The 14,279-nt window shown below is 56.5% G+C and carries 8 protein-coding genes and 3 tRNA genes; 6 read left to right on the forward strand and 5 right to left on the reverse strand.

Going from position 1 to position 14,279, the window contains the following annotated elements; translation table 11 throughout:
- Nucleotides 1–103: 103 nt before the first annotated feature.
- The 3 genes from ptrA to recD are packed head-to-tail and all read left to right on the forward strand — an operon-like array spanning nt 104 to nt 8,363.
- A complete protein-coding gene (gene ptrA / locus RCF31_RS17320; RefSeq protein ID WP_416411808.1) occupies nt 104–3,001 on the forward strand; it encodes a pitrilysin in 2,898 nt (965 codons plus the stop codon).
- Nucleotides 2,998–6,537, forward strand: a complete 3,540-nt coding sequence (recB, locus tag RCF31_RS17325) for an exodeoxyribonuclease V subunit beta (protein ID WP_416411809.1) — start codon at nt 2,998–3,000, stop codon at nt 6,535–6,537. Before ptrA ends, recB begins: the two co-directional genes overlap by 4 nt.
- Nucleotides 6,534–8,363 (forward strand): exodeoxyribonuclease V subunit alpha, encoded by a 1,830-nt coding sequence (gene recD, locus RCF31_RS17330; RefSeq protein ID WP_416411810.1) that lies wholly within the window; start codon nt 6,534–6,536, stop codon nt 8,361–8,363. The genes recB and recD overlap by 4 nt, the downstream gene beginning before the upstream one ends.
- Nucleotides 8,364–8,406: 43 nt before the next feature.
- Here the strand turns inward: recD and argA are convergent, their stop codons facing one another.
- Nucleotides 8,407–9,735, reverse strand: a complete 1,329-nt coding sequence (argA, locus tag RCF31_RS17335; protein ID WP_416411811.1) for an amino-acid N-acetyltransferase — start codon at nt 9,733–9,735, stop codon at nt 8,407–8,409.
- A 232-nt stretch (nt 9,736–9,967) separates the two neighbouring features.
- On the opposite strand from argA, the gene amiC reads away from it, so the two are divergent.
- Nucleotides 9,968–11,212, forward strand: coding sequence for an N-acetylmuramoyl-L-alanine amidase AmiC (amiC, locus tag RCF31_RS17340; RefSeq protein WP_299460225.1), 1,245 nt, complete (start codon nt 9,968–9,970; stop codon nt 11,210–11,212).
- Nucleotides 11,213–11,287: 75 nt separating this feature from the next.
- Here amiC and RCF31_RS17345 read toward each other — a convergent pair.
- The 3 genes from RCF31_RS17345 to RCF31_RS17355 form a co-directional block, all read right to left on the reverse strand.
- Nucleotides 11,288–11,364, reverse strand: a tRNA-Met gene (locus RCF31_RS17345).
- Nucleotides 11,365–11,419: 55 nt separating this feature from the next.
- Nucleotides 11,420–11,496 (reverse strand) — tRNA-Met (locus RCF31_RS17350).
- Between the two features lie 55 nt (nt 11,497–11,551).
- Nucleotides 11,552–11,628, reverse strand: a tRNA-Met gene (locus RCF31_RS17355).
- 204 nt (nt 11,629–11,832) lie between these two features.
- On the opposite strand from RCF31_RS17355, the gene mltA reads away from it, so the two are divergent.
- Together mltA and tcdA are read left to right on the forward strand one after the other, a co-directional pair.
- The gene (gene mltA, locus RCF31_RS17360) at nt 11,833–12,981 is read left to right on the forward strand and encodes a murein transglycosylase A (protein WP_416411812.1); all 1,149 of its coding nucleotides are present in this window, start codon (nt 11,833–11,835) and stop codon (nt 12,979–12,981) included.
- Nucleotides 12,982–13,025: 44 nt separating this feature from the next.
- The gene (gene tcdA / locus RCF31_RS17365; protein ID WP_416411813.1) at nt 13,026–13,832 is read left to right on the forward strand and encodes a tRNA cyclic N6-threonylcarbamoyladenosine(37) synthase TcdA; all 807 of its coding nucleotides are present in this window, start codon (nt 13,026–13,028) and stop codon (nt 13,830–13,832) included.
- On the opposite strand, the gene csdE is transcribed toward tcdA, so the two are convergent.
- Nucleotides 13,829–14,275, reverse strand: a complete 447-nt coding sequence (gene csdE / locus RCF31_RS17370; protein WP_313686522.1) for a cysteine desulfurase sulfur acceptor subunit CsdE — start codon at nt 14,273–14,275, stop codon at nt 13,829–13,831. The two genes, tcdA and csdE, sit on opposite strands and share 4 nt — an antisense overlap.
- Nucleotides 14,276–14,279: the final 4 nt, after the last annotated feature.

Below are 14,279 nucleotides of genomic sequence, written 5' to 3' on the forward strand. Positions count from 1 at the left end.
TTGGGTGACGATGCTACAGGATGTCGTCCTCACCATAATAAAAAGTCATTTTTTTGACCGCCGGGTGCACAGCCAGCGGTAAAGGGTAACGTAAGGGGTTTAAATGCGGATTTACGCACGCTGGATAGCGGCGCTGCTGCTGAGCGTCACGGCTTTGACTGCCGTGGCTGACGAGCAGCGCGGCTGGCAGCCAGTCAATGAAACCATTCGTAAAAGCGATCACGATCCACGCGCCTATCAGGCGATAACGCTGACAAACGGTATGACCGTCCTGCTGGTCTCCGATCCCGCCGCGCCTAAGTCACTGGCAGCACTGACATTGCCGATTGGATCGCTGGACGATCCTAATCAGCAGTTGGGCCTGGCGCACTATCTCGAACATATGGTGCTGATGGGATCGAAACTTTATCCCCAGCCGGATAATCTCGCAGAATTCCTGAAAAAACACGGTGGCAGCCATAACGCCAGTACCGCGTCCTATCGCACGGCGTTCTATCTCGAAGTGGAGAACGATGCGTTGCAACCGGCGGTGGATCGTCTGGCGGATGCCATTGCCGAGCCGTTACTCGATCCGGTCAATGCCGATCGTGAGCGCCACGCGGTCAATGCCGAGCTGACGATGGCTCGCTCGCGCGATGGCCTGCGTATGGCTCAGGTGGGCGCAGAAACCCTCAACCCGGCACATCCCGGTGCGCGTTTTTCCGGCGGAAATCTTGATACGCTGAAGGACAAACCTGGCAGCCAGCTGCATCAGGCGTTGCTTGATTTCTACCATAGCCACTACTCGGCCAACCTGATGAAAGCGGTGATTTACAGCAACAAACCGCTGCCGGAGATGGCGGATATCGCCGCAAAAACCTTTGGTCGCGTAACGAATCACCAGGCCAGCGTGCCGGATATCAGTGTACCGGTGGTGACCGATGCGCAGAAAGGTATCATCATTCACTACGTGCCCGCCCAGCCGCGGAAGCAGCTGAAAGTGGAGTTCCGGATTGCTAATAACAGCGACCGTTTCCGCAGTAAGACCGACACGCTGATAAGCTACGTGCTGGGGAATCGCAGCAAAAACACCCTGAATGACTGGCTGCAACGGCAAGGGCTGGCGGACGGTGTCAATGCCGGTGCTGACCCGATGACCGAACGCACCAGCGGTGTGTTTGCTATTACCGTCTCGCTGACCGACAAAGGTCTGGCACAGCGTGATGAGGTGGTGGCAGCAATATTTAGCTATCTCGATATGCTGCGTAGCAAAGGCATCGATAAAGGCTATTTTGATGAAGTTTCCCATGTGCTGGCGCTGGATTTCCGTTATCCCTCCATCACCCGCGACATGGATTACATCGAATGGCTGGTTGATACCATGCTGCGGGTGCCGATTGAGCATGCGCTGGATGCCCCGTATCTGGCCGATGACTATGATCCGGCCGCCATCAAGGCGCGTCTGGCGGAGATGACGCCGCAGAATGCCCGTATCTGGTATATCAGCCCGCAGGAACCGCATAACAAAGAAGCCTACTTTGTTAATGCGCCTTACCAGGTCGATAAAATCAGTGATGCGCAGTTCAGTGACTGGAAGCAGCGCGCCAGTGCGATTCAGCTGTCATTACCCACCCTGAACCCTTATATCCCGTCGGACTTCTCCATCATGCCGTCCGATGGAAAAACCTACACCCATCCCGTTGCGCTGACCACTGGCGACAGCATGCGTATTTTCTGGATGCCAAGTCAGTACTACGCCAGTGAACCCAAAGCGGCGATCACCCTGGCGCTGCGAAATAAAGCAGCGATCAGTGATGCACAGCATCAGGTGTTATTTGGCCTGAATGATTATCTCTCCAGCCTGGCGCTGGATCAGCTGAACTCGCAGGCATCAGTCGGGGGGATCAGCTTCTCTACCGGTGAAAACGATGGTCTGGAGTTTAACGCCAGCGGTTTCACCCAGCGTCTGCCAGAGCTGCTGAAAAAGCTGGTGGAAGGTTACGCCACCTTCACGCCAACCCAGCAGCAACTGGAACAGGCGAAGTCCTGGTACCTTGACCAGCTGGAATCGGCGGATAAAGGCAAAGCGTTTGAACTGGCGATTCAGCCGATGCAGATGCTGTCGCAGCTTCCTTATACCCAGCGTGAGGAGCGTCGTAAGCTGGTGAAAGATATCACCCTGCAGCAGGTAACCGACTATCGGGATGCGCTGATTCACCACGCCACGCCAGAAATGATCGTGGTCGGGAATCTCTCTGCTGATCGGGTCAAACAGCTGGGCGAAGATCTGAAGCAGCAGTTGCAGAGTGACGGTCATTCCTACTGGCACAGCAACTATGTGGCGATTGATAAGCCGGTCAAAGCCAACCTGCAAAAAGCGGGCAGCAGCACCGATTCGGCACTGGCTGCGCTCTATGTGCCGCTTGGTTACAGCGAATACCAGAGCATGGCGAGCAGCTCCATGCTCAGCCAGATTGTGCAGCCGTGGTTCTATAACCAGCTGCGTACGGTGGAGCAGCTGGGTTATGCGGTGTTTGCCTTCCAGATGCCGGTGGGACGTCAGTGGGGCATCGGTTTCCTGCTGCAAAGCAACAGCAAGCAACCGGCTTACCTGTTACAGCGCTTCCAGGCCTTCTATCCGCAGGCCGAACAACGCCTGCGTGATATGAAACCGGAAGAGTTTGCCCAGTATCAACAGGCAATGATCAACGATCTGCAACAGCGTCCGCAGACGCTGGATGAAGAGGCCAACCGCTACAACCGTGATTTCAATCGACAGAACTTTGCCTTTGATACCCGTGAAAACGTGGTTGCCCAGATCAAACAGCTGACCCCTGCCGGCCTGGCTGATTTCTTCCATCAGGGAGTGCTGGCACAACAGGGCATGGCGATGATTTCACAGATTGGCGGCAGCCATGATGGCGCGGTGAAAGACGATTATGCCCAGTTGCCTGACTGGACCACCTGGCAGGAAGTTTCGCAGTTGCAGCAGTCGCTGCCGGTGAAGAGTGATGACAAATGAGTTTACTGCCTGAATCGCTCAATCCGCTGACGCTGCCATTGCGTGGCGAGCGGCTGATTGAAGCCTCAGCAGGGACCGGAAAAACCTTTACCATCGGCCTGCTTTATCTGCGCTTGCTGCTTGGGTTAGGGGGAGAGCGGGCTTATACCCGTCCGCTCTCGGTTGAAGAGATTCTGGTGGTGACCTTCACCGAAGCGGCTACTGCCGAGCTGCGCGGTCGTATCCGGGCGAATATCCACGAATTGCGGCTGGCCTGCATTCGCGGGCACAGCAACAACCCGATGCTGGCGCAATTGCTACAGGAAATGCCACAACCGGCCGAGGCGGCTTCTCTGCTGCTGGCGGCAGAGCGGCAGATGGACGAAGCGGCGATTTTCACCATTCACGGCTTTTGCCAGCGCATGCTCAACCTTAATGCGTTTGAATCCGGCATGTTGTTTGAACAGCAGCTGATCGAGGATGAACAGCTGTTGCTGAAACAGGCAACGGCAGATTTCTGGCGACGCCACTGCTATCCGCTGACGCTGGATGTGGCGCGAGCCATCGTGACGGAATGGAGCGGCCCGGAGCAGCTGCTGACAACCTTACGCCCCTGGCTACAGGGCGAAACCCCAACATTGCAGTCTCCCCCGGCACCTGACGAAACGCTGGCGGCACGCCATGCGCAAAACCTGGCGCGTATTTCTGACATCAAAGCGTGCTGGGCGGCAGTGGGTGAAGAAGTCATTAACCTGATTGGCGAGTCCGGGGTCGATAAGCGCAGCTACAGCAGCAAAAATCTGCCGCTTTGGGTCAGCAAAGTTTCGTTGTGGGCGCAAAGCGAAACCCATGATTATCAGGTGCCAGCGGAACTGGCGCGTTTTGGTCAGCAGGTGTTGCTTGAGAAGACCAAAAAAGGTGACGCTCCCCAGCATGCATTATTTGTCGCGATTGACCAGTTTCTGGCGCAGCCGATTTCTCTGCGCGATCTGGTGATTGCCAGGGCGCTGACTGAAGTGCGCAGCGCGGTGCGGAAAGAAAAACGGCTGCGCGCACTGCTGGGTTTTGATGACCTGCTGAGCCGACTGGATGAAGCCCTGCAACAACCCGCAGGCCCGCAGCTGGCACAGGCGATTCGTCAGCGCTTTCCGGTGGCGCTGATTGATGAGTTTCAGGACACCGATCCACTGCAATATCGTATTTTCAGCACGCTCTACGTTAACCAGCCAGAGCATGCATTGTTGCTGATTGGCGATCCCAAACAGGCGATTTACGCGTTCCGTGGCGCGGATATTTTTACCTATATACGTGCCCGTAATGATGTGAGTGCCCACTATACCCTCGATACCAACTGGCGCTCATCACCGCCAATGGTCGAAAGCGTAAACCGGCTTTTTAGCCGCCTCGATGCGCCCTTTTTATTTGCCGATATTCCGTTTTTGCCGGTGCGCTTTGCTAAACCAAATCAGGCATTGACGCTGAATCTCGATCAGCAACCGCAGGCCGCATTACGCTTCTGGCTGCAACCCGGTGAGGGGTGCAGCGTGGGTGATTACCAGCAACTGATGGCGCAGCAGTGTGCGGCAGATATCAGCCGCTGGTTGCAGGCGGGTCATGAACAGCGTGCGTTGCTAGGGAAAGCCCCGGCATTGCGCCCGGTACAGGCTTCGGACATCACCGTGCTGGTGCGCAGCCGCAACGAGGCGAACCTGATTCGCGAAGCGCTGAACCAACTGGCGATTCCATCGGTGTACCTGTCGAATCGCGACAGCGTCTATACCACTCCGGAAGCGCGCGAGTTGCTGTGGTTGTTGCAGGCGGTGCTGGCACCGGAGCAGGAGCGGATGCTGCGTACTGCGCTGGCAACGTCATTGTTTGCTTTTGATGCGGCGCAACTGGATGCACTCGATCAGGATGCGCGCGGCTGGGATCAACTGGTTGACACTTTTGCCCGCTGGCAACTGGTGTGGCAGCAACGTGGTGTGCTGCCGATGCTGCGCGAGATGATGCAGGAGCGGCAGCTGGCGGAAAATCTGCTGGCTTCGGAAAACGGTGAGCGCCGTCTGACCGATTTGTTGCATCTGGGCGAGTTGTTGCAGGAGGCTGCATCCCAGCTCGACAGCCCGCATGCGCTGGTACGCCATCTGGCGCAGCAGATTGCCCGTCCTGATAGCCAGGCGGCCAGCCAGCAGCTGCGTCTGGAAAGCGATCGTCATCTGGTGCAGATTGTCACTATCCATAAATCGAAAGGCTTACAGTATTCGCTGGTATGGCTGCCCTTTGCCGCCGGTTTCCGTGAGGCCGATACCGCGTTGTATCACGACCGGGAAAGCTTTGGTGCGGTGCTGGATTTACAAAACGCTGAGGCCAGCCTGGAGTTAGCCGAGCAGGAGCGTCTGGCGGAAGATTTGCGTCTGTTGTATGTGGCGCTGACGCGTTCGGTTTATCACTGTAGCGTTGGCGTGGCGCCGCTGTTTCGCGGCACTCGTAAGAAAGAGGGCGCAAGCGATCTGCATAAAAGTGCGCTTGGTTTTCTGCTGCAACGCGGTGAGGCCGCGACGGCGGAGCAACTGGCTGCACTGTTGGCAGAAATGAATGATGCAGCAACTGAGGTGGTGCCTGCCGGTGATGCTGATGCGACGCGCTGGCAATCTCAGGCCGTCAGTGAGACGACGTTAAATGCGCGTGAAGTGACACGTGTGCTGGCCGATCCCTGGCGCGTGACCAGCTACTCCGGTTTACAACAGCACGGCAGCAGCCGTTTGCTGGAAGTGATGCCGGGGTTTGATGTGGATGCGGCAGCAGACGAACCGGGCGAGCCACAACCTTCCGCTCTAACGCCACACCATTTCCCACGCGGCGCGGCGCCTGGTACTTTCCTGCATGAACTGTTTGAGTCGCTGGATTTTACCCAGCCACCCAGCGAAGAACTGCTGTTGCAGCATCTGCAACAGAAGGGTTATCCGCCGCACTGGCAGCCGATGCTCAGTGACTGGATTGCCAGGGTTGTGAGTACGCCGCTTAATGCTGAGGGGATTCATCTGGCGGGTATTCAGCCACAACATCGCCTGGTCGAGATGGCGTTTTATCTGCCGATTAATGGCCTGCTGCGCGCTGAAGAAATGGATGCGCTGGTGCGCAGCCATGATGGGTTATCGCAGCATGCCCCGGTCCTCGATTTTCGTCAGGTGCAAGGCATGCTGAAGGGCTTTATCGATTTGGTGTTCCGCTGGCAGGGTAAATATTATCTGCTGGATTACAAATCCAACTGGCTGGGTGATAGCCATATCGCCTATACGCCGCAGGCGATGGCTCAGGCGATGATCGACCACCGCTACGATTTACAGTACCAGTTGTATAGCCTGGCGCTGCACCGTTATCTGCGCCATCGGCTGACTGATTACGATTATGAGCAGCATTTTGGTGGGGTGTTCTATCTGTTTTTACGTGGTATGGATGGCAGCTCGCCTGACAATGGTGTGTTTCACACCCGGCCATCCGGCGAGTTTATTGCACAACTGGATAGCCTGTTTCGCGGGCAGGGAGTGACATCATGAGTAGCATGACCGCATTGCTGACTCAGGCGATGGAACTGCGTTTACTGCGTCCGCTTGATGTCCAGTTTGCTTGTCTGGTGGCTGATGATAGCCAGCCTGCGCGTCTGCTGGCCGCGGCATGTCTCAGTGCCGAAGCGGGAGAAGGGCACGTTTGTCTGCCGCTGACGCAACTGACGCGTGATGAATTATTTAATGGTCGCCATCCTGAGCTGGCGCAGGCCATCTGGCAGGCGGCTGGTGAGCCGCAGGACTGGCTGGCGGTATTTCAGGGCTGGTTCGCACTAAGCGATAGCGCGCAAGCCACCCCTGTCGTGCTGGCGCAGCAGCGGCTTTATCTGCATCGGCTGTGGCAAAACGAAGGCCAGGTGGCACGCTTTTTTCGTGCTGATGCCGCGCCGCAGCAATTTGCCCCCGAGGCGATACGCCAGGTGCTGGACCAGCTGTTTGGCGTACAGCCAGAGGACTGGCAAAAGATTGCCGCTGCGGTGGCGCTGACACAAAAAACTGCGGTGATTTCCGGCGGTCCCGGCACCGGCAAAACCACGACGGTGGCGAAACTGCTGGCTGCGCTGATTCGTCTGAGTGACGGTTCGCTACGTATTCAGCTGGCCGCGCCGACCGGGAAAGCGGCTGCGCGCCTGACGGAGTCATTGGGCAAAGCGCTGCGACAGCTCCCGGTTAGCGATACGGAGCGGCAAGCTTTTCCGGCTGAAGCCACCACCCTGCATCGCCTGCTGGGTGCCCAGCCGGAGACGCAGCGCCTGCGCTATCACGCGGGTAATCCGTTGCATCTGGATGTGCTGGTGGTGGATGAAGCCTCAATGGTCGATCTCGGCATGATGGCGAATCTGATCGCTGCCTTGCCGCCGCAGGCGCGGGTGATCTTTCTCGGCGATCGCGATCAGCTGGCATCGGTCGAAGCGGGAGCGGTGCTGGGGGATATCTGTCGCTGTGCCGAAGCCGGTTATAGCCCGGAACGGGCAACTCAGCTCAGCCAGCTCACCGGCTGTGAAGTGCCGGGCAGGGAAGACGCGGAAGCGCCGCTGGTGCGGGACGCCATCTGTCTGCTGCGCAAAAGCTATCGCTTTGATGCTCAATCAGGCATTGGCAAGCTGGCGGCGGCGGTGAACCAGGGTGATGTGGCTGACGTTGAGCGCGTGTTTGGCGCAGGATTTAGCGATATTACCCGCCAGCCGCTGAGCGACACGCAGGCCTATCAGGCAATGCTGGCGCAGGTAGCGGAGGGCTATCGGCCTTATCTGCAGCTGGTGGCCGGGCGGGCTGAGCCCGCCGATATTATCCATGCTTTTGGCCGCTATCAGCTGCTCTGCGCATTACGTGAAGGGCCGTTTGGCGTGCAGGGACTTAACCAGCGCATTGAACAAAAACTGATTCAGTTGCAGTTGATCCGTCGTCCGACGGGCGGCAGCCGTTGGTATCAGGGACGACCGGTGATGGTGACGCGCAACGACAGCGCGCTGGGTTTGTTTAATGGCGACATCGGTATCACGTTACCCGACGAGGAAGGGGTACTGAAGGTGTTCTTTCCGTTACCGGATGGCACTATCAAAGCGGTGCAGCCCAGCCGCTTGCCGGCACATGATACCGCCTGGGCGATGACGGTGCATAAATCACAGGGTTCGGAATTTGATCACACCGCGCTGGTGATGCCTGCGCAATTTTTACCAGTGTTGACGCGTGAGCTGATTTATACCGCCATTACCCGCGCCCGGCAGCAGCTGACGTTATACAGCGATGATGGCGTGTTCCGGCGTGCAGTGCAGTTGCGCACTCAGCGCCGCAGCGGATTGCTGGAGAGGTTGTAGCGGCGCGATTTATCGCGCCGCTACGATAGGGGCGGTTGCTGGGCTAACGCAAATCGGCCATCAGCACCTTAGAACGACGCTGGTAGTTGTACATCTTCTTCTTACTTTCCGGCAGCGACTCAATATCCACCGGTGTAAAGCCACGTTCCTGGAACCAGTGAATGCTGCGCGTGGTGAGCACGAACAGCTTCTTCAGGCCCATCTGGCGGGCCTGTAAAGCTACACGTTGCAGCAGCGCTTCGCCGCGCGATGAGCTGCGATAATCGGGGTGCACTGCCACGCAGGCCATTTCACCAATCTGCTCGTCCGGGAAGGGATACAGTGCCGCGCAGGCAATGGTCAGGTTGTCGCGTTCGATAATGGTGAACTTGTCGATCTCCATCTCCAGCTGTTCGCGTGAACGGCGTACCAGAATTCCCTGTTGCTCTAGCGGACGAATCAGTTCGAGAATGCCACCGATATCATTAATGGTGGCACGGCGAATCTGTTCGGCGGATTCCATCACGATCTGCGTACCGATACCGTCGCGTGAGAACAACTCCTGCAACAGCGCACCGTCTTCCTGATAGCTGATCAAATGGCTGCGACGCACGCCGCTACGGCAGGCTTTCACCGCGCCACGCAGAAAACGCACCGCCGCGGAGAGAAAATCACCGTCATTTTCCATTTCATCGATACGCACCTGGGCATCGTTGGGGAACAGCTCGGAAATAATATCGCCATCGCGGTTGGTCACGCCCTGTTCGGAGCAGAAGCCAATCATTTTTTCCGCTTTGAGTTTGATCGCCAGTTGTGTGGCGACTTCTTCTGACGTCAGGTTAAAGCTTTCACCCGTCACGGAAACCGCAACCGGACCCAGCAACACAATGGCACCGTTATCCAGCTGGCGGTGAATCGCTTCTTCATCGATACGACGAATGCGCCCGCTGTGGCAGTAATCCACACCGTCATCCACGCCCAGCGGCTGGGCAATGATGAAGTTGCCGCTGACCACATTAATATGCGCGCCCTGCAACGGCGTGTTGTTGAGGCTCATTGACAGTCGCGCAGTGATATCCAGCTGCAAACGGCCCGCCGCTTGCTTCACCAGCTCCAGCGATTGGGCATCGGTCACACGCGTGTATTTATGATAAATCGGTTCCAGCTGCTGCTGCGCCATGCTGGCGTCAATCTGCGGACGGGCGCCGTACACCACCACAAGACGAATGCCCAGGCTATGCAGCAAGCCGATATCGTTAACGATGCTGGAGAAGTTTTCATGTTCAATGGCCTCGCCACCCAACATGATGACAAAGGTCTTGCCACGGTGGGCATTTATATAGGGAACGGTGTGGCGAAAACCCTGAACCAGTTCGGTACTACGTTCCTTCACGGCAAACCCTCTGTGAATGATTATTCGAAATTTTTGTATTTTTATGCTTTATCGCGGCGTAATGCAAGCGCCAGACCTGACGTTACTTTACGATTTTCCTGATGCAACCTGCGCTAACAGCCTGCATTATCTGGCTTTTCCGAAGTGAAAAGGCTCCATGGACGGGATAAAGTTTTCATCTTCTTTTACTTAACTGGCGATATTTTAGACATTACACAGTAGCTGGAGCGTCATGTCCGGAGTAAATCCTTTTTTTTCACGACGACGATTATTACAGGGCGCGGGCGCGTTATGGCTGCTCAGTGTCAGCCGCAGTGGTCTGGCGGCCAGCCAGCATATCGTGGCAGTACGTATCTGGCCTTCATCGACCTACTCACGCGTTACGCTGGAATCGAACGTTCCCCTGCAATACAAGCAGTTCACCCTCAGCAATCCCGATCGTCTGGTTATCGACATCGACAATCTGCATATCAATCCGGTACTGAAAGGGGTCGATAAACTGGTACGTGTTGATGATCCTTATATCCGGACCGCACGCGTGGGTCAGTTCGACCCGAATACGGTACGCATCGTGCTGGAACTGAAGCGCAGCGTGGCACCGCGGACCTTCACCTTAGCACCGGTGGCCGGGATCCGACATAGGCTGGTGGTGGACCTCTATCCCAGTCAGCAGCAGCCGGAAGAGGATCCCTTACTGGCGTTACTGCAGGATTACAACCAGGGCGATCTGGAACGCGATCAACCTGCCCAGGCACCGCTGCCGGGCAAAGCCGGACGCGATCGGCCGATTATTATCATGATCGATCCGGGACATGGCGGGGAAGATCCCGGTGCCCATGGCAAACTCAAAACGCGGGAAAAAGATATCGTGCTGAAGATGGGACGTTATCTGAAGGCGTTGATCGACAAACAACCCAATATGAAAGCCTATATGACGCGCAATGAGGATGTGTTTATCCCGTTGCGGGTCCGGGTGGCAAAAGCGCGTAAGCAGCGTGCCGATCTGTTTGTGTCGATCCATGCCGATGCCTTTACCAGCCGGGCGGCACGGGGTTCGTCCGTGTTTGCGCTTTCGACCAGCGGGGCGACCTCAGCCGCCGCTCGTTTTCTGGCGCAAACCCAGAATGAATCGGATCTGATTGGCGGCGTTAGCATGAGCGGCGATCGCTACCTCGACCACACCATGTTCGATATGGTGCAGCGTCAGACCATCCATGACAGCCTGAAGTTCGGCAAAGAAGTGTTATCGCGTATGGGGCACATCAATCATCTGCATAAACGCACGGTGGATCAGGCCGGATTTGCGGTGTTGAAAGCGCCGGATATCCCGTCAATTCTGGTGGAAACCGCGTTTATCAGTAATGTGGAAGAGGAAAGGAAACTGCGTACCGCGCGTTATCAGCATCAGGTGGCGGAAGCCATTCTGCATGGCATCAAAGCGTATTTTGAGAAAGGGGCGGTGCTGGCGCATCGCTAAAGGATTGTGGCAGGGAGGCCACAATTTACCGGACGCCAGAAACAAAAAAACACCCGTTAAGGTGTCTGGTTGTATTGGTTGCGGGGGCCGGATTTGAACCGACGACCTTCGGGTTATGAGCCCGACGAGCTACCAGGCTGCTCCACCCCGCGTCCGTCTGTCGCTGTGCGACTTTTCACATTTTCTCTCTTCATTATTAAGAAGAGTTGGTTGCGGAGGCCGGATTTGAACCGACGACCTTCGGGTTATGAGCCCGACGAGCTACCAGGCTGCTCCACCCCGCGTCCGTTTGTCGCTGTGTGACTTTTTACATTTTCTCTCTTCATGACTAAGAAGAGTTGGTTGCGGGGGCCGGATTTGAACCGACGACCTTCGGGTTATGAGCCCGACGAGCTACCAGGCTGCTCCACCCCGCGTCCGTGGATGCGCACTATACTCCGGGTGCGCTGTGATGCAACCCCTTTTTGACAGAAAGCACAAAATTTCCAGTTAGTTGGTGAATAAATTCGCCGTTAGGTTATTAACTATACAGCTGTGGACGCGATACCCGGTGGCCGATTTCATTCTGGCTGTCCCTTTGCTATCGTCGCGGTGCAAACAACCGATAAAAAGAGAAGGTCATGAAAGCAAATCGTGTAAAGCTGGCACTTACTGGCGCATTTCTCGCGCTGCTGGCGGGTTGTAGCTCCAAACCTACGGACCGTGGTCAGCAATATATTGATGGTAAGCTGGATGAGCCGTTGGCGCTGGTGAATCAGCCCAATGCCAAAGGGCGTCCGGTTAACGGCAGAGACTTTGGCGATCAGGTTCGTCAGATCCAGTCTGCGTCTACCGGGTTGTATGGTCGCAACACCGGTACCTATAGCGCGATTGAGAACTGGCTGATGTCGGGCGGCGATACCCGCCAGCTACGTCAGTTCGGTCTGAACGCCTATCAGATGGAAGGCACCGATAACTACGGTAACGTGCAGTTCACCGGCTACTACACGCCGGTTGTAGAGGCTCGTTACACCCGTCAGGGCGAATTCCAGTACCCGATTTACCGTATGCCACCCCGCAGAAGCGGGCAAAAATTACCAAGCCGCGCTTCTATCTATAGTGGTGGTCTTGATGATCGCTACGTGATTGCCTGGAGCAATTCGCTCATCGACAACTTTATGATGGATGTGCAGGGCAGTGGCTATGTTGATTTCGGGGATGGCCGGCCACTGCGTTTCTTCGGCTACGGCGGTAAAAACGGCTGGGCTTACCACAGCATCGGTAAAGAACTGATCGATCGTGGTGAAGTGAAGCGCGAAGATATGTCGATGCAGGCCATTCGTCAGTGGGCGCAGGACCATTCGCCAGAAGAAGTACGTGCGTTGCTGGAAACCAACCAATCCTTCGTGTTCTTCAAACCGGAAGAGTATGTACCGGTGCGTGGTGCCAGCGCAGTGCCGCTGATTGCCAAAGCCTCCGTCGCATCGGACCGTTCACTGATCCCCGCCGGGACGGCGCTGCTGGCGGAAGTGCCGCAGTTAAATGAGAAGGGCAAGTTCAACGGTAAATATGAAATGCGTCTGATGGTGGCGCTGGATGTCGGCGGTGCGATCAAGGGCCAGCATTTCGACATCTATCAGGGCGTGGGTCCGGATGCCGCCCATCTGGCCGGTTTCTATAACCATTATGGCCGTGTCTGGGTGCTAAAATCGGCACCGGGAGCAGGCCAGCCGCTGTTCAGTAACACGCAAAGCGGTAATAATGGTTCGATGTTGTTAGGTTCGAATTAATTTTCTCTGCGGGCTGGCAGGTCCGCATGAACAAAAGGTTGGTTATGACAGTGGTTAGCGACGCCTGGCGGCAACGCTTTGGCGGCACGGCGCGTTTGTATGGGCAGGACGCGTTACAGCGTTTTGCTGATGCCCATTTTTGTGTGATTGGTATTGGCGGCGTGGGCTCCTGGGCGGCAGAAGCACTGGCGCGCACCGGGATCGGCAAAATCACCCTGATCGATATGGATGATGTCTGTATTACCAACACCAATCGGCAGATCCACGCATTGCAGGGCAAAGTAGGCCAGGCTAAAACCGAGGTGATGGCGGATCGTATCCGCGCGATCAACCCGGAATGCGAGGTGATCTGCATCGATGATTTCATCACCCCGGAAAATACCGCCGAACTGCTGCCCGTCGGCTTTGATTATGTGATTGATGCCATCGACAGCGTGCGGCCAAAAGCGGCGCTGATTGCCTGGTGTCGCCGCAACAAGATCCCGCTGATTACCACCGGTGGGGCTGGTGGGCAGATCGATCCGACACAGATCCAGGTCAGCGACCTGGCGAAGACGATTCAGGATCCGCTGGCGGCGAAATTGCGTGAGCGACTGAAAAGCGATTTCGGTGTGAAGAAAAACAGCAAAGGTAAGCTGGGCATCGATTGCGTGTTTTCCACCGAAGCGCTGGTTTATCCGCAACCGGACGGCAGTGTCTGTGCCTCACGTAGCACGGCCGAAGGCCCGAAACGCATGGATTGCGCGGCGGGATTTGGTGCAGCCACCATGGTGACCGCCACCTTTGGTTTTATCGCGGTTTCGCACGCGCTGAAAAAGTTTCTTGCCCGCGCGGCAAGCCAGGGGGATTAAGCGTAGTGGCGTGCGGCACGTTGTACGGCGTCGGCCAGTGCCTGCAAACCGCTACTGCGTGAAGCGCTGAGCTGCGCACGCAGCCCGAGGGTATCAAACAACGCCAGTGGGTCCTGTTGTAGCAGGGCGGCTGGCGTTTTTCCTTCTACGGCGGTCAGCAGCACCGCCAGCAGGCCGCGTACGATACGTCCTTCACTGTCGCCATAAAAATGCAGCGTGCCATTACTTTGCAGCTGACTGCTCAGCCAGACACGATTCTCGCAACCACTCAGTTCAATCTCGGGTGTTTTCAACTCTTCCGCTAACGCCGGGAGCTGACGGCTCAGCTGAATCAGCTGGCGATAGCGATCCTCCCATTGGTGAAAATGGGTGAATTTCTCCGTCAGGCTGGCTTCCGTAATCAGATCACCAAACGGGTGCGGGGCGAGCAGGGATGTACTCATTAGG

The sequence above is a fragment of the Pantoea sp. App145 genome (assembly GCF_047947045.1).
Lineage (GTDB): Bacteria > Pseudomonadota > Gammaproteobacteria > Enterobacterales > Enterobacteriaceae > Pantoea.

Excerpts from the sequence above, each read along its gene's own strand:
- amiC (WP_299460225.1), top strand. The coding sequence starts at position 9,968 with ATGTCCGGAGTAAATCCTTTTTTTTCACGACGACGATTATTACAGGGC.
- ptrA (WP_416411808.1), top strand. The coding sequence starts at position 104 with ATGCGGATTTACGCACGCTGGATAGCGGCGCTGCTGCTGAGCGTCACG.
- csdE (WP_313686522.1), bottom strand. The coding sequence starts at position 14,275 with ATGAGTACATCCCTGCTCGCCCCGCACCCGTTTGGTGATCTGATTACG.
- recB (WP_416411809.1), top strand. The coding sequence starts at position 2,998 with ATGAGTTTACTGCCTGAATCGCTCAATCCGCTGACGCTGCCATTGCGT.
- tcdA (WP_416411813.1), top strand. The coding sequence starts at position 13,026 with ATGACAGTGGTTAGCGACGCCTGGCGGCAACGCTTTGGCGGCACGGCG.
- recD (WP_416411810.1), top strand. The coding sequence starts at position 6,534 with ATGAGTAGCATGACCGCATTGCTGACTCAGGCGATGGAACTGCGTTTA.
- mltA (WP_416411812.1), top strand. The coding sequence starts at position 11,833 with ATGAAAGCAAATCGTGTAAAGCTGGCACTTACTGGCGCATTTCTCGCG.